Annotated in this window: 11 protein-coding genes and 1 pseudogene; 8 read left to right on the forward strand and 4 right to left on the reverse strand. The window is 69.3% G+C overall.

Translation table 11 applies throughout. The features are described 5' to 3' along the window. Positions 1 to 92: 92 nt before the first annotated feature. Positions 93 to 1,114, reverse strand: a pseudogene (locus tag AC060L_RS34660) (IS5 family transposase). A gap of 753 nt (positions 1,115 to 1,867) precedes the next feature. Between AC060L_RS34660 and AC060L_RS34665 the strand changes: the two are divergent. The 3 genes from AC060L_RS34665 (at position 1,868) to AC060L_RS34675 (ending at position 3,563) form a co-directional block, all read left to right on the forward strand. Continuing rightward, a complete protein-coding gene (locus AC060L_RS34665) occupies positions 1,868 to 2,215 on the forward strand; it encodes a GNAT family N-acetyltransferase (RefSeq protein WP_483802951.1) in 348 nt (115 codons plus the stop codon). 116 nt (positions 2,216 to 2,331) lie between these two features. Further along, positions 2,332 to 2,820 carry a GNAT family N-acetyltransferase gene (locus tag AC060L_RS34670; protein ID WP_483802952.1) on the forward strand — a complete coding sequence of 163 codons (489 nt, stop codon included), beginning with the start codon at positions 2,332 to 2,334 and terminating at the stop codon, positions 2,818 to 2,820. After that, entirely contained in the window at positions 2,817 to 3,563 is a 747-nt protein-coding gene (locus tag AC060L_RS34675) for a hypothetical protein (protein WP_483802953.1), read from the forward strand. The genes AC060L_RS34670 and AC060L_RS34675 overlap by 4 nt, the downstream gene beginning before the upstream one ends. A 32-nt stretch (positions 3,564 to 3,595) precedes the next feature. On the opposite strand, the gene AC060L_RS34680 is transcribed toward AC060L_RS34675, so the two are convergent. Then, the gene (locus AC060L_RS34680; protein WP_483802954.1) at positions 3,596 to 4,966 is read right to left on the reverse strand and encodes a hypothetical protein; all 1,371 of its coding nucleotides are present in this window, start codon (positions 4,964 to 4,966) and stop codon (positions 3,596 to 3,598) included. Positions 4,967 to 5,556: 590 nt separating this feature from the next. Continuing rightward, positions 5,557 to 6,792, reverse strand: a complete 1,236-nt coding sequence (locus AC060L_RS34685) for a hypothetical protein (protein ID WP_483802955.1) — start codon at positions 6,790 to 6,792, stop codon at positions 5,557 to 5,559. A 330-nt stretch (positions 6,793 to 7,122) separates the two neighbouring features. On the opposite strand from AC060L_RS34685, the gene AC060L_RS34690 reads away from it, so the two are divergent. The 5 genes from AC060L_RS34690 to AC060L_RS34710 all read left to right on the forward strand — a co-directional run bounded on the left by AC060L_RS34690 (position 7,123) and on the right by AC060L_RS34710 (position 16,716). Then, positions 7,123 to 10,233, forward strand: a complete 3,111-nt coding sequence (locus tag AC060L_RS34690; RefSeq protein WP_483802956.1) for an NACHT domain-containing protein — start codon at positions 7,123 to 7,125, stop codon at positions 10,231 to 10,233. Positions 10,234 to 10,710: 477 nt separating this feature from the next. Further along, positions 10,711 to 13,779, forward strand: coding sequence for an nSTAND1 domain-containing NTPase (locus AC060L_RS34695; RefSeq protein ID WP_483802957.1), 3,069 nt, complete (start codon positions 10,711 to 10,713; stop codon positions 13,777 to 13,779). A gap of 621 nt (positions 13,780 to 14,400) precedes the next feature. Beyond that, positions 14,401 to 14,925 carry an orotate phosphoribosyltransferase gene (gene pyrE / locus AC060L_RS34700; RefSeq protein ID WP_483802958.1) on the forward strand — a complete coding sequence of 175 codons (525 nt, stop codon included), beginning with the start codon at positions 14,401 to 14,403 and terminating at the stop codon, positions 14,923 to 14,925. A gap of 322 nt (positions 14,926 to 15,247) precedes the next feature. Next, positions 15,248 to 16,021, forward strand: coding sequence for a PP2C family protein-serine/threonine phosphatase (locus AC060L_RS34705; RefSeq protein ID WP_483802959.1), 774 nt, complete (start codon positions 15,248 to 15,250; stop codon positions 16,019 to 16,021). Positions 16,022 to 16,236: 215 nt separating this feature from the next. Then, positions 16,237 to 16,716, forward strand: coding sequence for an NUDIX hydrolase (locus AC060L_RS34710; RefSeq protein WP_483802960.1), 480 nt, complete (start codon positions 16,237 to 16,239; stop codon positions 16,714 to 16,716). Positions 16,717 to 16,894: 178 nt separating this feature from the next. On the opposite strand, the gene AC060L_RS34715 is transcribed toward AC060L_RS34710, so the two are convergent. Further along, on the reverse strand, positions 16,895 to 17,779 hold the full coding sequence (locus AC060L_RS34715; RefSeq protein ID WP_483802961.1) for a UbiA family prenyltransferase: 885 nt from the start codon (positions 17,777 to 17,779) through the stop codon (positions 16,895 to 16,897). Positions 17,780 to 17,824 lie beyond the last annotated feature (45 nt).

A 17,824-nucleotide genomic window follows, 5' to 3' on the forward strand; every position in this document is an offset into this window, starting at 1 on the left:
ATCCCACCCGGCTACACTCCCCACTCCCAGGCCGTTGACCAGCAGCAATGGAGAACTCCGGCTGGAGTACTAGGAGCTGTTTGAGGTTCGGATCATGTGGCTGAGGTGAGGAGCTTCAACCACATGATCGATCCCCGGAGATGGAGACCGGCTTCGTAGCTTTCTGAGGCCTTGTCATAGCGGGTGGCCAGGCCGCGCCATGTCTTGATCTTCTGGAAGCAGCGTTCAACGGTGTTGCGCTGTCTGTAGCGTTGGGGATCGAAGGTGACGGGCCGGCCTCCGGCTGAGCCCTTCTTCCTCCGATTGGCCTGCTGGTCGCTCTTCTCCGGGATCACCGCGCTGATCCCGCGCCGGCGCAGGTGGTCACGGTTGGCCCTGGAGGAGTAGGCCCTGTCGGCGGCTACGGCGCTTGGACGGGTTCGGGGCCGGCCGATGGGCCCGGGCACGCGGATCGCGGCCAGGACATTGCGGAACTGCGGGCAGTCGGCAGCTTGTCCCGGGGTGAGCACGAATGCCAATGGCAGGCCTCTGGCGTCAACGGCGGCATGGATCTTGCTGCTCAGTCCACCTCGGGAGCGGCCGAGCCGCGCCGCCCTCTCCCTGGCCTTGCGGCGTCGGCGTGCGGTGGCACGATCCTGGTCCGGTGGCGCCTGTGCGCCGCCGCCGGCCGGTGGGTCCTGTTCCGGATCACCCGCAGCACCGGCGGCTGCCTCGGAAGTGGAGCCCCCTTTTCCTCCGTCAGGGCCTGTTCCAAAGCGTCCAGGGTCTCTCCGGCGATGGCCAGTCCGGCTGACTCGTGGTGCGCCCGTACGATCGTGGAGTCCACGCTGACCAGCTCCAGGCCGACCTGCCCGCGAGCGGCCGCCTCGGCGATCAACGCATCCATCAGACCCTGGAACACCCCGGCTTTGGCCCAGCTGTTGAAGCGGGAGTAGAGCGTGGACCAAGGCCCGTACCGCTCCGGGACATCGCGCCACCCGCTGCCGGTGCGGAACCGCCAAAGGATCCCGTTGAACTGGTCCCGCACCTGCCGCGGCAGCGGCCCGGTGGCCGCAAGCGGCAGGTGCGGCTCGATCAGAGCCCACTCGGCATCCGTCACATCAAAACGCGCCACACCCGAGTTCTACCAGCCACAGCCAACACACCACCGGGCCTTACCTAGATCCGAACCTCGAACAGCTCCTAGTTGAGGAGGCTGGTCAGGATCGTCCTGTTGGCACGGTAGGGCGTGCGGGACTACGAGAGCAGGCCGAAGTCATCGGAGTCCAGGGTGCGCTGGGCCATGATCGACGTGATAGCGCGCCGGCTGACCGATCAGACCACGCCCACTTGGCACGGGTGACCGCATGGATGCCCAGATCACGCTGCTCCTGGAGCGGATCGACGCACGCGAGTGAAAGCTCGCTATCGCCGCGGAACAGCTCCGCATCCAGATCGACGAGCTCACCGTGCGCCTGTGTGAATTCGACGAGGAGATCGGGAACCTGGCGGTGACCGCAAGACGTTTCTGGCCCTCCCACCGACCGCTCCGGAGTCGGCCGAATCGCCGCCCGTCCTGCCGGCCCGCCCGGTCTGCCAGCAGATCCTCACCGTCTTCGCCGAGGCCGCCGGGCCGATGCGCGCCCGCGACCTGTGCGAGCGCCTCGACCTCGCCATCATGCCGAAGAACATGCGAGAGCACCCGGCACAAGCTCAAGCGCCTGGTCAGCCTCGGCGTCCTCGCCGAGCCCAAACCCGGCCTGTTCGCCCAGCACCGCCCGAGCAACTCCGCACCACCAGCGCACCCGACCTAGGTCGACGGTTGAATCGGTGGCACAACCTGGATATCGGATTGCCTGGCCACTGTGGAAGGACCGAGAGTCGGCGGATGCGTGATCTGAAGCTGATCGTCGGCGATCTCACCCTGTCGCCCCTGAGCCCGGCCGACGTCAACGCCCACCTGGCTGGCGAGGACGACCTCTTGGTGCGCTGGCTGAACGGGGGGCCGGGCACTCGGGCCGGCGCCCAGAGATACATCCGCCGCTGCATGGAACAGTGGGCCGCCAAGGGACCGTTGTGTGCCTTCGGAATCCGAGTGGGCGTCGAGCAGACCCTCGCAGGAACAATCAGGGCGGGCTTCACCTACGTCAAGCAAGTCCTGGACGCGGACGGCAACCGGTTCGACTGGTACGTCCGCAATCTGTCCCGCGAACCAGCCCATGGTGCTGACCACTGACAGCAAGCGGGAACCGGCTCGGGACACACGGCCCTGAGCCGAAACCCCTTGGACGGCACGGGGACCGGCTTGCTGAAATGGCAGACGGCCGCTGTCGGAGTCGAAGGGATGCGGCGATGACCGAGATCAGACTGCACCTGCCGATGTGTGGCCTCGCCGACGCGGACCTGCCGGCCTGCGGCTGGGCCGGCTCCCCCAAGCACGTGCGCGAGCTCGTCCACCAGATCCGCCGCGCCGAGGCGGGCGAGATCGACTACCTGGCGGTCTGCACGCCGGTCGGGCTCCTGGTGGCGGTCGGCGGCATCGACTACACGGTCAAGCCCGGCGCCGGCACGCTCTGGCAACTCGGCGTCCACCCGGCCCTGCAGTCCTGCGGGATCGGCACGCTGCTGATCCACTCCGCCGAGCAGCGGATCAGCGCCCGGGGCCTGACCCGCGCCGAACTCGCCGTCGAGGAGAGCAACCCGCGCGCCCGCGCCCTCTACGAACGCCTGGACTACCGGGCCATCGGCCGCGAGCTCGACGCCTGGGATGTGGAGGCCGAGGGCGGCTCGCTCCGGCGGTACGAGACGATGTGCACGGTGATGCGCAAGGAGCTGACGTGACGCTGGAGTTCGCGACCTTCACCGCCGAGGCGACGGCCGACCCGGCCGTCGTCGGGCTAGTCCTCAAGGGCTCCCGGGCCCACGAGGGCATGACCACTCGCCACTCCGACCACGACCTCTACGTGATCCTCGCCGACGGCTCGGCGAGCGATCTGGCCGCGCTCGACGGCTACCGCTCCGCGCGGCTCGATCTGGTCGTCACCACCCTCGAACCCTTCGGCCGGCCCGCCGACTGGGAGCGGTACGCCATCGCCCGCTCCCGGGTGCTGCTCGACCGCAGCGACGGGGAGGTCACCCGGATCGTCGCCGCGATGGGACGGCTCGGCGCCGAGGAGGCCTTCCGCTCCAGCGCTGCCCTGCTGGACGCCTACTGCAACTCGCTCTACCGCTCGGTCAAGAACCACCGTGACGGCAACCCGCTCGCCGGCCGCCTCGACGCGGCCGCCGGCGTCGGATTCCTGCTCGACCTGCTCTTCGCCCTGAACCGCCGACCGCGCCCCTACAACAAGTACCTGGCCTGGGAGCTCGACCGGTTCCCACTGCCCGGCTGGGAGAGCGCCGCACTGCTGGACGCCGTCGCCCGGATCACCGCGACCGGCGAGGTGGCGCCGCAGCAGCGGCTCTTCGCCCGGGTCGAGACGGCTGCCCGGGCCGCCGGCCACGCGGCGGTGCTGGACGCCTGGGGCGAGGACCTGCTGTTGATGCGGCCCCACCCGGATTCCCCGGCCCACCAGCCCTCCTGACCCGGGCCAACAGTCGATTCAGGCAAAGCGGCTCAGAACGTCCTCTTACACCCGGACGTCCTCGGACAGGCCGACGCGCCCGCGATCGAAAGGCGTCGCACCGCCGAGCAAACTCCGGGAGGATCACGCGCGGTAGTGCTCGACCCCTGGTTGTGGCTCATGACGGCCTGCGCCATGCTCGAAGGGCAGCGACGCAAGCGCCTGTGTGCGGGGATTTCGCTGGTGTCAGCCGTGCCATTGGTGGCCGCTGCGGGGTGGGCCGAGGAAGCGGGCAGCAGTCGCTGGATCGTGGTCGCCGAGGCGATCACCCGTTCTAAGGGGCTCCGAACGGGCGCTCTCGACAACGTCGTGGATCGAGCACAAACAGACTTCGCCCTCTGCCTCTCAGCCCAGTCCGATCCTGACGGGGCTTTGGCGCAGTACAGCTCACTCCGGCCGAACGGGAGACGCTTCGCGATCCGGCCGCTCTGTGGCGCTTCATCACGGCACGGGACATTCAGCATCCGGTCACCCGACTGCCTGGGGGCGCACAGGTAGAGGAGCAGGCCGGCCGCCAACTGCCCGACGAGCGCGGGGTGGAGATCCGGTGGCCGGGTCCAGTCCGAGGCGGCCGGCGGCGCCCCGTACGACGGCCAGTCCGCACCGGGCTCACACGAGCGCTCCACGGACTGCTGGTAGAGGGCGTGCGGCTCAAGCCGACAGAACCGCCCGGAGACGGTCCGCGCGTAGTGGTACTGCTCGATCTCGTCGTCGTAATGGGGGGAGTTCGGCAGTGCGAAACCGATACGGTCGAGCGGCCCGAGGCCGCGTACGACGAGCGCACGGTGCCGGTGGTCGATCTGCCCCGGCCGTACGGGCGTTGCACCGGACAGACAGGAGACGGCGAACTTCAGCGCGTCGAGTTCAGCCGGTGTGCCCAGCCCGGCAGATCGCACGGCTTCACCGGCGGCAAGGACGACATCGGTGCGGGCATCCGCCTGGTCCCCATCGTGGCGGAATCCCGCCCGGGCCAGCCGGACGTCGTCCGCCCGGCTGCGGATACTGACGAAGGTGCCGCCCGCTGCGTCGTGCTGCCGGTCCAGGTGGCTCGGCGGAAGGATCAGCCGACCCGTGCGCAGCAGATGGTCGGCGACCTGCCGCGCGGCAGCGGCCGGCGACAGGCCGGGCGGCAGCCGGTCCGCCGACCACGGCGCAACAGGCGCCGGCGCCGCGGCGAGCCGCTCCCCTGGCCGCTCCAGGTCGCGCCAGACGTCGTAGACGCTCTCCAGCCGGTAGCCCCTCGCGGTGAACCACTCGCGTACTCCGTACCCGGAGAACTCGATGAGACAGACGGCACCTTCGACGCGGAGTCCCTCGGCCTCCAGAAGGCAGACGGCCTCTTGGAGCGTGGTTCCGGAACTCACCGAGTTCGTCGATGAGCACCACGGGCCGCCCCGGATCGACGGGGCCGTCGTTCCTTCGGACGAGGCCGTGCCGCTTGGGCTCCTTGCGGACGACCAGCCCGGTGTAACGCTCCGCCCCCTGGGCCAGGCAGGTGGCCAGCAGCGGTACGGCGGAGAGGCCGTACGTCGCGATCTGCGTCGCCTCGAAGGTGCCGAGCCGGTCGAGGACGACCGACGCCATGAGCCGCGCCCCCTGCGGGGTGAGGCTCACCTCGGCGCCGTAGTACAGCCAGGGCACCCGGGCACCGGAGCGATCGCGCAGGTCATGGCCGTCGGCCGCACGGACGAATGCCTTCTCCGCCAGAAGGCGTCGCAGTACCTCGCGGTCTCCGGGCGGCTGGAGGGGCGGCATGTCACTCCCTTGTTGGCCCGAGCTCCACACCCCGAGACCGATAGTCACCACAGGTAGCCACAAGGATGCAGTGTGCAACACTCCAGGAGCTCGGTATCCACTCGTCGGCCAGCGGCACGCTGCCCCGGGGCCACCCCACGGCCCGGACGAGAGCTCACGGCAGTGCGGGTGCCGGTGTACGCGTCGGCTGGGGCGAGGCCTATCGCGGTGAGGTGAGCTGCGCGGCGGTGGTTGCCGCCCAGAGGACTTCCGCGTGGCAGATGTCGCTGTGCGCGCCGGAGAACGGCGACTGGTCGGCGTTGATGACGGTGTTGGCGTCCAGGCGGTAGAAGGCGCCCTTGGTGAAGTCGTACCGGGTTCCCTGGGGTGCGAGCGGAACCGTCACGGCGTTCGGCTGCTGGAAGCCGTCGTGGCCCATGGCGCCCCACCGGTAGAACGGGTGGTCCAGCAGGGCGATGTCCTCGTGCTGGAGCATCGTCGCCATCGGGTACCACTCGGCCAGCGCGCGGTCGGCGCCGGTGAAGGTGGCCAGCAACGGTCCGTCGACGAACGCGGCGAGGGGGCACAGTGCGCCGGCGGCGCCCTCCACTGGAGCGCGGGTGATCGCGGGTGCGAACGCGAAGTGTGAAAAGGCTCCCTGGCAGAGAGTCAGGGACTTGACCGGCGTGTCACCGGCGTTGTTCGTCGGACCGAGACCGGCCAGGGCGTGGGCGACGAGCCGGGCGCCGAAGCTGTGGCCCATGAGGTGGATCCTCACCCGGGCCTCCTGGCCCAGTCGGCTCATCAACGGACCGAGCCCTCGCTGGCCCACGAATGCCGCGCGGTTCTTCATCTCGTAGTAGGTGAACAGCCGCAGGACGTCCAGGACGCCTCCGCCGACGTGCTCGGCGAACTTCTCGATCTCCAGGCCGAGCAGGTTCGGCCTGCCCAGCGGAGCGTCCTCGTCGAGATTGGGGTCCGGAGACGAGTCAGAGGTCACCAGGTTCTTCGCGTTGTCGTAGATACCTCCGGGGCCGAACACCGGCGCTCCGGAGGCGTCCTGGACGGCTATGGCCTTGAGGATCCGCTGCTGGTCGGCGCCCGGGAAGACGGGCGCGAGCAGTTGGGCCAGGTCTGTGCCGCTGGTGTCGCCGCCCGGCACCGCCCCGGCGGTGGTGCCGTCGTCGCCGGGCAGTGCCCGGGCGGGCCAGAACACCCCGACCGCGATGGTGGTGGCGAGATGTGGTCCGAGCATGGCGGCGAGAAGGCGGAACATGTTCTGGTACATGCTGCGCGCGGAGTCGTCGCTGCTGTTCCAGCCGTGCGCCATGACGAAGACGTTGTTGGCCGACTGCGAACGGGCGGCGTCGATCAGCTGCTGCCCACCGTCGAGGTGGTTGCCGTCCTTGTCGAAGCTGACCTCTTGGTAGGTCAGTCCCTGGATCTGAGTCATCATCGGCCCTCTTCCGGCCCGGGAATGCGGCAGGTCCACGGCGGCCGATCGCCAGGTCGCCGCGATACGGCTGGTGCCGGGGTTCGGCGGCCGCGGACCGAACCCCGGCCGGAAAATCTCGGACACTCTCACTATAGGCCGGATGGCCGCGCCACTTCCTGAACGGTGTCGAGATCAGCCAGGCCGCTTCACCCGCACCGTGCATCGGCTGACCGTGGCCGTGTGATAGAAGAGTTCGGATGCGTCCTTACTGTTCGTGCAGTATTCCTGAATGCCCAGGGATCGGGAGATCGTATGGTTGTCGGATTTCCGGGCGGTCGTCAGTACGGACGAATGACGAAGCCGAAGAGGTGGTCCGGTCGCGGCAAATGGGTGATGGCGACGAAGTACTTCTCGTATGCCGCCTCCATCTTCATCCTGCTCTGGGTCGGATACTTCTTCATCGGCAACGACTGGATCGGGTGGAATCCACCGGCCTTCCTGGCGGAACTCAACGGCGTCTGCATGGCGAACTCGTTGTCCTGCGGCTTTGCAGCCGGATTTCTGGCACCGTTGTTCTCTGTCGTGTTCACCTCTGTGGCAGTTCTCTTTCTGCGGATCCACTACATCGGGCGGCCGATTGTTAAGGGCGCCAAGAAAAATCCCGGCGAGCTGGTGGAAACGGCGGGAAAGATCACACACGACGTGGTCGGTCGCGACGACCTGTGCAAGGTCATCATGGACAACCTGCGTGACCCCGACCTGCGCCGCCCGCACCTTCTGGTCGGCGACGTGGGCGCCGGCAAGACGGCAGTCCTGGTCCGACTGACGCAACGGTTGGCCAAACGTGGCGCGATCCCCGTACCGATTCGACTGAGGGACGCCCAGGATCAGGAGAAACTGAACTTCCGGGAGCTGGCTTTCGACCGGTTCCGCAGGGAGGTGGGAGCGAGGCTGCTGTCCTCGAGCGAAGCCGAGCGGGTATGGCGGCGCCTCGTGGTGAGCAGCAAGATCGTCGTACTCGCGGACGGCCTGGAGGAGTGCCTCAGTGGCGATGAAGGCGCCAGCAACCGGGACAGTCTCATCCGCCTGGCGATCCGTCGAGCCGAGCGGGACAAGCTGCCGCTGATCATCACGTCGCGGCCGCACGACTCACTTCAGGCCGCCGACGCCGTGATGATGAATCTGGAGCCGCTGAGTGAGGAGGCGGCGCTCAGCTTCGTGGAGGAGCTCGGCCGGGGGAAGCAGAACCAACGGCTGCAGCAGATCGTGAAAACCGCCGATGTGGCGGCAGCTCCGCTCTACCTGCAGATCACCCGCGAGCTCAGTGCCGCGGGCAAACTGGGCCAGCTCAAAACCCGCGGCGCCGACCGAGCGGGGCTCAGATGGCGCCTGCTGCACGACTGGACGCAGGCGCTCATCGACGGCGGCCTGCACCCGGAGCTTCCGCTGGGATCGGAGGAGCGGGAGCACGCGGTCAAGCGGCTCGCCGCGCTGGCCTGTGTCGCGCTGAAGATGAACCGTCTCGACGTCCGGTTCGATGACCTGCTGGCAGACCAGCACTCGCGGAGATACGAAAGACTTCGGGAGCCGTTGAAATCGTCGGCCGGGGTTGCCGTTTCAGCTGCCGATTTGCTGTCGGCCGCAACGGTGGGCGAACGGATCGGGCTCGTCGAGGTGTACCGGAGCGGGGTCCGCTTCCAGCACAGCGTCATGCAGGCATACCTCGGATCCCGGCTCCTGGACGTGGCCCTCGAAGACCCGACCTACCTTGGGGTCGACGGCCTGACGGACCCGGATACCGAATCCGTCTTCGGACGAGAATTCCTTATCGCGACCGTACTGTACTCCCGTGCCGTGCTCGACGAAGACGGCAGCGCATCGCGCAAGAATTCCGATATCATGCAGCGCCTGCTGCAGCACACGTCGAGGCTCGGCAACGCCGATGCCATCAGGATCACGGATGCGTTTGCCGCGGCGTTCGAGATCGATAGCATCAACGTGAATCCACGGATCGGCGAGCTTGCTGCCAAACTCGAAGGGCGGTGGAAAGCTTTTCAGGCGGTGGACCAGCGGAGCCTCGTCGAGGCCAAGCTGCGACTCGTTCACCGTTTCGCCGAGGCCGCACGGGCCGCCTCCGAGCGTGGCGGATCCGATCGCCCGCAGCACCTGGGCGAAGCGGTCAAATCCGCATACCAGGCACTCTTCGACATCGGCCTGGAGGAGAACTGCTACGAGGTACGGATCGCCATCACGCTGGAGATCGGCGCCGGCGGCAAGGACGCGTTCCTGGCTCTCCGAAACAAATTCGATCAAACATGGGACGCCAAGCGGGAAAAAATCACGGAGGGCACCACTGAGGATCGGCGCCACCTCATCATGTGCGCGTGGCTCACCCCGCTCCTGCTCGGTTCGATGCGGGAGGCTTCAGAAGTGACGTCGCATGGCAGTGGGCACGACCTGAAGAAGTGGCTGATGGGCTGGGGAGACTACGGCCAGGAGAAGGCATGCCGGTCGATCTCCTTCGAAATGGCCCTCGCACAGGGCTTCAAGTACGCGGCCAACCGGACCCCCAGCCACCCGGACGCTCAGAAGTGGGCGCGGGACGCGCTCTGCGAGGCAGCGTCGAACATGCTGCCAAGAGCCGGCTTCTGGTTCTCTCAGCTCACGCTCGTCCAGGCCCTTTCACTGTGGAAGTTGCCCGACACGGGTGTGCAGAGGCCCTATCAAGGGGGCAGGTCTCGCCCGAAGAAGATCGTCCGTCACTGGTGCGAGATCGCGGGCACCCAAACCGAGCAGGGGCGCGTCGACAAGCTGCACCCCTTCGTCAGGCAGGCTGCCGACCTGGCCGTTCAAGCGTTGAAACAAGGAAATCCCGAGCGGTTCCTCTGGATCGACGAGGCCGGTGTCATGACACACGTGGGATCCCGTTCAACCGCCCCGGCCGAGAGCCGACAGTTGTGGATCCCGCCCTCGACCGGTTGGGTCACCCTCACTCCGAAAGCTCGACAGCTGGTCACCGACGTCGTACTCCTGCGCGACCTGGGCGATCAGGGCAGTCTGTCGGGCGACCATGAGCACCGCCTCAAGCAGACGGCACGCCCGAACGTCCCGCCCTGTCTCAGCAAGGACCGCCGCCCACTCACTCTGGGCCTGACGGTCGGCCAGGCGACGGTTCCGGCATCGGGAGACACGTGCAAGGCCGGCTGCTCTTTCGGGCTCTGCCCGTACCCGCCGAAGGCCCGGGACAGCTTCGTGCGGACCGAGCCGAGCGAGGCGTTCTGTCGTAGGCAGCAGCTGTACGCACGCGGACACCTCACACGGTTCTGGCGACTCTGGACGAAGAGACACCTGAGACGATTCTGGAAGGCGATGGCGCAGCGCGTGTGCGACGCGGACCGTCTGGAGGAGGAGGCCGGCCGGAGCCGCCGGCTCCGGGACCGGCTCACGCGGTTGCGCCCCTGACCGAGCCGTCAATGATGCGCGGCGGGCATACCGGCGCCTCGGGACGTTGGCGCCCGGTAGCGGCGCTCGTGACCGGTGTTCACTGCTCCGGTCAGCCGCCGCACCACACCGTGACGGCCCGTGCGAACGTCCGAGACGGGGCACGCCCGCCGGATCGTTGGATCGCCACCGCGGTGACAAGCTAGAGGTCAGGAGTTACGAGACCAGAGGGGTGATCCGGTATGGCCGAGCATCCGCACGTCACGCTGGTACGCAACGGTTACGACGCCTTCTCCCGAGGGGACATGACGGCACTGTCCGAGATCCTCGCCACGGACGTCGCCCATCACGCCCCCGGCACCGAGGGGGCTGACGATGCCCTTGAGCGGAGCTACCGCACGTCCAGGTCGGCCGCCTCCAGCTTCCTCGTCAGCGCCAGGATCGCCGTCATCGGCACGCCCAACTGGAGCCGGTCCGCGACCGTCCCCGCAGCGGTTCGTGACCGTGGTCGGGCCGTCGGGCAGCGGCAAGTCCTCGCTGGTACGGGCCGAGCTGCTGCCGGCGCTGGTCCGGCGGCGGGGGCGCTGGACGGTCGCGACGCCGTTCTCGCCGGGGGCGGACCCGGTCGGCACCCTGCAACGGCGGTTGACCCAACTTCCCGACGAGCGACCCGCGTTGCTCGCCATCGACCAGTTGGAGGAGTTGCTCACCCTGTCCGGGCCCGAGGAGCGCGAAGCGTTCCTCAGCGCCGTACGGGACGCGCTGCGCCGTGACCCGCGGCTGTGGCTGGTTGCCACCTTGCGCTCGGACTTCCTCACCGGGTTCTTGGAGTCCGGCTTCGCCGAGCTGGTCCGGGAGCCGACGATCGTCGGCACGCTCGCCCGGGACGCGCTGTACGAGGTCATCGAGAAGCCCGCCGAGCAAGCCGGGCTGACCTTCGCGCCCGGCGTGGTGGCCCGCATGGTTGACGACTGCGGAGGCGGCGACGCGCTGCCGCTGCTCGCCTACACACTCCAGGAGCTGTACCTGCGCGCCGGCGGGACGGGCGGGACGGTGACCGAGGAGACCTACCGCGCCCTCGGCGGCGTCGCCGGAGCCCTGTCGGAGAGGGCGGACCGGATCGCCGCCGAGCTGGCGGACGCACCCGTCGTCCCCACCCTGCTGCAGTTCGTGACGGTCGACGGCAACGAGGCCACCCGCCGGCGGGTCCGCCGCGGCGACCTCGCCCCGCATGCCCAGGAGGTCGCCGACGCCTTCGTCGCCGGACGCCTGCTCACCAGTGACGGGGGCGTACTGGACGTGGCGCACGAGGCGCTGTTCCGCCAGTGGGCGCCGCTGCGCCAGGCCGTCGTCGCCCGGAGCGAGGACCTGCGCTGCCGCACCGAGCTGGAACGCTGGGCGCAGGACTGGGACCGTGCGGAGCACCAGGACGCGTACCTCCTGACGGGGGAGCGGCTGTCGGTCGCCCGGCGGTGGCTGGCGGAACCCGCGCGGGCGCTCGGCACGACGCCCTTGGTCGAGGAGTTCGTGGACCGGTCGCTACGGGCGGACCGCGCAACGATGGAACGCGCCGCGGACGCAGTGGCCCTGCGGGCACTCGAAAGCGTCGACAGCGAGCCGCAGCCCGCCGCGCTCGCGGCAGTGGAGGAGTGCGCGGCCACACCCGGTGCGGTCCAGGCGCTGCACACAGCCCTGGGCGCCTCACGGCTACGCGCGGTGCTGCGCGGCTTCGAACGCGGCGCATCCGGGGTGGCCTGGTCGCCGGACGCTCAGCTGCTGGCCGTGTCGAGCGACGACGGCACCGTCCGCGTGTGGCGCCCGGAGGGTGGCGACCAACCGGTCGTGCTGGAGGGGGACGGCACCTGGATGCAGGCAGTGGCCTGGGCCCCCGACGGGCTCAGGCTTGCCGTCAGCTGCCGGGACTCCACCGTCCGTGTCTGGTCCACGGAGACCTGGGCCGAACTGGCCGTCCTGCGCCACGAGGAGACGGCCGGCGACCGGGAGGAGGGGGTCGGCGGCGTCGCCTGGTCGTCCGACGGCGTCCGGCTCGCGTCCGTGGGCAGCGACTGCGCGGTGCGGATCTGGGACGCCGACACGTACGCCGAGTGCGCGGTGTTGCGCGGGCACGAGCGCATGGTCTGGAGCGTGACGTGGTCACCGGACGGAGAACACCTGGCCAGCGGCGGAGAAGACGGCACGGTGCGGGTCTGGGCCGCAACCGAGGCAGTCGTCGTCACGGTGCTCACCGACCACCGGAGCAACATCGAGTCCGTGCGGTGGTCGCCGGACGGCCGTCGGCTCGCCTCCGCCTCCGGCGACCGCACCGTCCGGATCTGGGGCACCATCAGCTGGCAGGCACAGCGGACGCTGGTAAACCCGGAGGTCATCAACTCCCTGGCCTGGTCTCCGGACGGCACCCGCCTCGCCGGCGGTGACGCGAACCGTACGGCCCACGTCTGGAGTCTCGACGGCACCGAACTCGAACTCCGGCTCACCGACCACGCCGACACCATCTACGGCGTCTCCTGGTCCCCCGACGGGAGGTGGCTGGCGACCGCCTCCCGCGACCGGACCGCGGCCGTGTGGGACGTCACCGAATCGACCGATGTCTTCGGCGGCCAGGCCGACGCTGTCCTCCAGGTCGCCTGGGCGCCCGACGGGACGTCCATCGCCTCCGCCTGCCGGGACGGCTCCGTACGCATCCGGGACATCGCCACCGGCCGCACCACCCGCCTCCACAGCGGCGGTGAGGCGTCCGCGGTGGCCTGGTCCCCCGACGGCACCCGTCTGGTCGCCGCCCTGCGCGACGGTGCCGCCGTCGTGCGGCGGGCGGCCGGCAGCGGCGATGACATCGTCCTGAACGGGCACACCGATGAACTGTCCCACGTCACCTGGTCCCCCGACGGCAACCGCATAGCCACCGCCTCCCGCGACCGCACGGCCCGCATCTGGGACGCCGCCACCGGTGCGACCGTCCACATCCTGCGCGGCCACACGGACTGGATCGGCGGTACGGCCTGGTCACCGCAGAGCCGCTACCTCGCCACGTCCGGCACGGACCGTACCGCCATCGTCTGGGACACCACCGACGGCACCCCCGTCACCACCCTGCACGGCCACCAGGACTCCGTCTGGAAGGTCCACTGGTCACCCGACGGCCGCCGCCTGGTCACCGGCTCCCGCGACCGCACGATCCGCCTGTGGGACCCCTTCGGCGGCACCGAACTCGCCCTCATGGCCGGCCACGAGGGCCCGGTCCAGGACGTCGCCTGGTCACCCGACGGCACCTGCATCGCGTCCGTGTCCCGCGACCGCACAGTCCGACTCTGGCACCCGGACACCGCCACCCAGGCCGCCGTACTCGGCGTCCACGCCGACTGGGGCAACAGCCTCGCCTGGCACCCCGACAGCACGCGCCTCGCGACCGCCTCCCGCGACCGAACCGTACGCATCTGGACCCTGGCCGGACACGACGTTGACGGCCTACTGCGGCGCGCCCACACGAGGGTGTTCCGAGAACTCAGCGCCGAGGAGCGCCGCGCGTTCCTGCTGCCGGAGAAGCGCTGACACCCCCGTGAGGTCGCGGGCATGGTGACGAAGCCCTGCGGCGATGTCGGTGCAGGCCCGTGGGTACGGGCGATGATGAACGTGCAGGCATGGTCTTCCGCTGTGGCGATCGGGGATTCCTTGGCCTCGTAATCGCTGGTGGCCGTGCCTGGTTCCGTCTCCCTCCGAGCCAGCTGCGAGAGAACGGCGTAGCCCTGATCGACTCCGGGCCGGCTTGCCCAGCAGCTTGCCCACCATACTTGGGCCGAGCAGCGCCAGACCGCCGCCGGAGCGGGCCGAGCCGGGTACCCCTGCAGAGTTGCCACCTGACCTCAGGTGAAGATGTGGTGGTCCGCCGGCCGGCCGACCAGCTCAGAACACATGCGGTCATCGCACCAGGAAGCGTTCGACCATAAGCCAGGGGGGAGGGCCCCCGGCGAGGTCATCGAGCCGGCCCTGCGATCTGTCCAGAGACAGCCTGGCCGCGTTCACGAACTCCAGATAGGCCTGCAGCATGGCCAAGTGCACTCGCCTGTACGCCGCGTGGTCCTTGGTATGGCTTGCGGTGCCGTTGGCGGCGGCCATCGCCTGGGGTGCCCCCGGCTGCGGGGTCGTAGCGGCGTGCTGGGACACTGGTTGTCTGTGACGCGCTCAGAGCTTGCCAGCCGTATTCATTCCGTTTCTCACCTCACTGGTGAGTTCGTCCTTCGATCAGGACGGACCGCCACCGAGTACTTCGACAAGTACCGTTTCGAGGGCGATCCGGTTCTTCTGGATGCCATCGCCAAGGAGATGGCCGCGCTGATGCCGGCTGACATCGAGGTGCTGGCGGGGTTGGAGATGGGCGGCATCCCTGTGGTCACCGCGCTCGGCCGACACACGGGCTTGCCGTGCGCTTTCGTCCGCAAGCAGGCCAAGGAGTATGGCACTTGCCGCCTGGCCGAGGGCTCGGACATCGTTGGTCGACGTGTGCTGGTGGTGGAAGACGTGGTCACGAGCGGCGGACAGATCGTGCTCTCGACTGCCGATCTGCGTGCCTTGGGAGCCGATGTTCGCGAGGCTCTTTGCGTCATCGACCGCGAACAGGGCGGTGCCGAGGCTCTCAAGGCCGAGGGGATCGACCTGCTGTCGCTGCTGACGGCCACCGACCTGCGTGCCTCTGCCTAAACTCCGTTCCAGCCGTGCCGGGGCACGGCGAACAAAAAGGGGGAGGGACCAAGGGTTGGGGCGGGGGGGGGACTCCACCTTCGGCTGCCTCCAACCCCCCCCCTCTCCCCCCCCCCCCCCCCCCCCCCCCCCCCCCCCCCCCCCCCCCCCCCCCCCCCCCCCCCCCGGGCCCGATGGTTGACAGCGGGTCAGCGATTCCCGGTGGTCGGCCGGGTCAGGGAACCCTCCTCAGCGGGGCGGGTTCGGGGAGGCAGCTGGACAGGCTCGGCCGGGCCGCCTCGGGCGTCGCGAGCAGGGCGACGATGGTGATCGGCTGATCGCAGTGCGGGCAGTCGCGGGTCGCGGCCGGCTCCAGCGGGTCGCGGTCCCGGCCGAAATCGGCGGCGACCTGTACGCGGCGACACGCACCGACACGGGCGCACGAATGATCATCGGCGACGTCCGTGGGAAGGGCCTGGCAGCCATCGGCGAGTCCGCCCTCCTGGTCGGCGCCTTCCGCCAGGCCTCGCGCCAATGCGCCACGCTGCCCGCCCTCGCCGCAGCCCTCGACGAGAGCGTCTGCCAGTACCTGAACGATCTTGCCGAGACACAGGACGACGCCGGCGAGCACTTCATCACCGCCCTGCTACTGGAGATCCCCGGCAACTCCGCTACCGCCCGGATGACCGACTGCGGACACCCTCCACCCCTGCTGCTGAGCCGAGACCACGTCACCACAGTCTCGAGTCCCGACCCCGCGCCCCCACTGGGCCTGTGCGGCATGAGACCAGCGAGTCACACCATCGATACGTTCAGCTTCGAACACGGCGACATCCTCCTGCTGTGCACCGACGGCGTCATCGAGGCCCGCGACCCTGACGGAGTCTTCTACCCGCTCGCGGAACGGGTCGCCCAGTGGACCGACAGCAGCCCCGAGGAACTCCTCCACCACATCCACCAGGACCTCCTCACCCACGTCGGCGGATACCTCAGCGACGACGCCGCTCTCATCGCGGTTCAACGCACGCCCGCCCCGCAGTCCGGCCACCACCTCCCGAACTTGACCTACGCCGGCCACAAGACCCGTGTCGCCTCTGAATCCCTTCGCGCGCCATGAAACGCTGGCACCTCCAGCCCCCCAGGGGGCAGGCGGTGGCTGCTGCTGCGACAATCACTGCCCCGACAACCGCTCGCACATGGCAAGTACTGGACCCGGGTGAGGCGTCCACCGTTGAGTTGCCCAGGCAATCCTCCTGGACTAGAGCGTGTTTGAAATGTCGATCAACAAGACCCAGGTCTTGATCCACATTTCGAGCCTCGCATAGCGTCAGGATGGTGGAAACAACGCACCGGCCCGCCGCCCGGGTCATATGTCTGGACGCTGCCCATCGCCTGCTTCTTCTGCACTGGCGTGATCCGTTCGATGGGACGTGGCTCTGGGAGCCCCCCGGTGGCGGTATCGAGCCAGGCGAGACGCCGCTGGTGGCGGCACGACGCGAGGTGGCCGAGGAAACCGGACTCGACCCGGCCGCGGTGATTGATCGGTCTGGGCCAGTCGACCGTGATGTCCAGTGGAACGGCAAGCGGTACATCGGAACGGAGCACTTCTTCGTTGCGCAGTTCGCCGACGAGCAACCGTCGCTAGTGCGGACCGGCCTGCTCCCCGATGAGCAGGTCAACCTGGACACGCACGTCTGGATCGAATGGTCGGATCTGAGCTCCCTGCCGGACCCGGTTGAGCCTCCACAGTTGCTGGCCGTGCTCGGCGCCCTGGTACCAGACGGTCCGTGGCGTGATGGGGATCGTGCATGACGGACCGTCACAGCGCCTGCCGTCCGGTACTCCCCGGAGGGAATCAAAGCTGACAGCACCGACGCCACTGAGGGCAGCAAGCCGACGGGGGCGGTTGGCGCTCGGCCGACACCGTCAGCGGCACCCCTCACCGCCGGCGCAACCCTGGGCAGATGGCCGCCCCGCGCGCAACGGGATGTCAGGTGAGAGCGGTGCCGCGCAGCAGGAGCAGCGCGATGTCGAGGGCGGCCAGGGCGAGGGTGGCGAGGAACGGCAGCCGGCTTCGCTGGTCGGTGCGGCTCGGCGCCGACGTGCCGAGTGCGAGCGCGCCGGTGACGGCGAGCGAGATCCAGCCGACGGTACCGACCGGCCCGGTCGGCCCCAGGACCAGGACGATGGCCCCGGCGAGCAGCAGAACGCCCGCCAGGATCCGCGAGCGTCGCGGGCCGAGGCGCTGGGGCAGGCCCCGGACGCCGGTGCGCAGGTCGTCGTCGATGTCGGGCAGGACGTTGGTGACATGGGCGCCCACGCCGAGTAGCGCGCCGGCTGCCATCACCCAGGTGGCAGGCCAGGGGTGGCCGGGCAGCGCGAGGGTGACGAAGGCGGGCAGCAGCGCGAAGGCCACGGCGTACGGGAGCCAGGAGAGCACCGTGCGCTTGAGTCCGAGGTTGTACGACCAGGCCGCGGCGACACCGGCCAGGTGGGCCGCGCCGGCCGCGAGCCCGCCGGCCAGTGACAGCGGAACGCACAGCGCGAGCGCGCACCCGGCGGCCACGGCCACGGTCCGTGGGTGTGCCGCGCCGTTCACCAGCGGCTTGTCGCCCCGGCCGGTGGCCAGGTCCCGGTGAAGATCGACCCGGTCGTTGCACCAGCCCACCGACAGCTGCCCGGCGAACACCGCCAGGGCCACCAGCACGATGCCGGTCATGCCCCGCCCCGAGGCGGCGGCCAGCGCGGTGATCACGGCGGTGACGGCGAGGGACGGGACGGCGTGGGAGGCGGCGAGCAGCCCCCGGAGCAGCCCGCCCGCGCCGGAACGCGATTCCGTGGCTGCAGGTGTGTGCTGGGCTCCGGCGGTGTGCACGCCCCTCATCCTAGATCGGGCGAATTGCCGAATCCCGACCATTTC

This window comes from Kitasatospora sp. NEAU-69, from assembly GCF_057158765.1.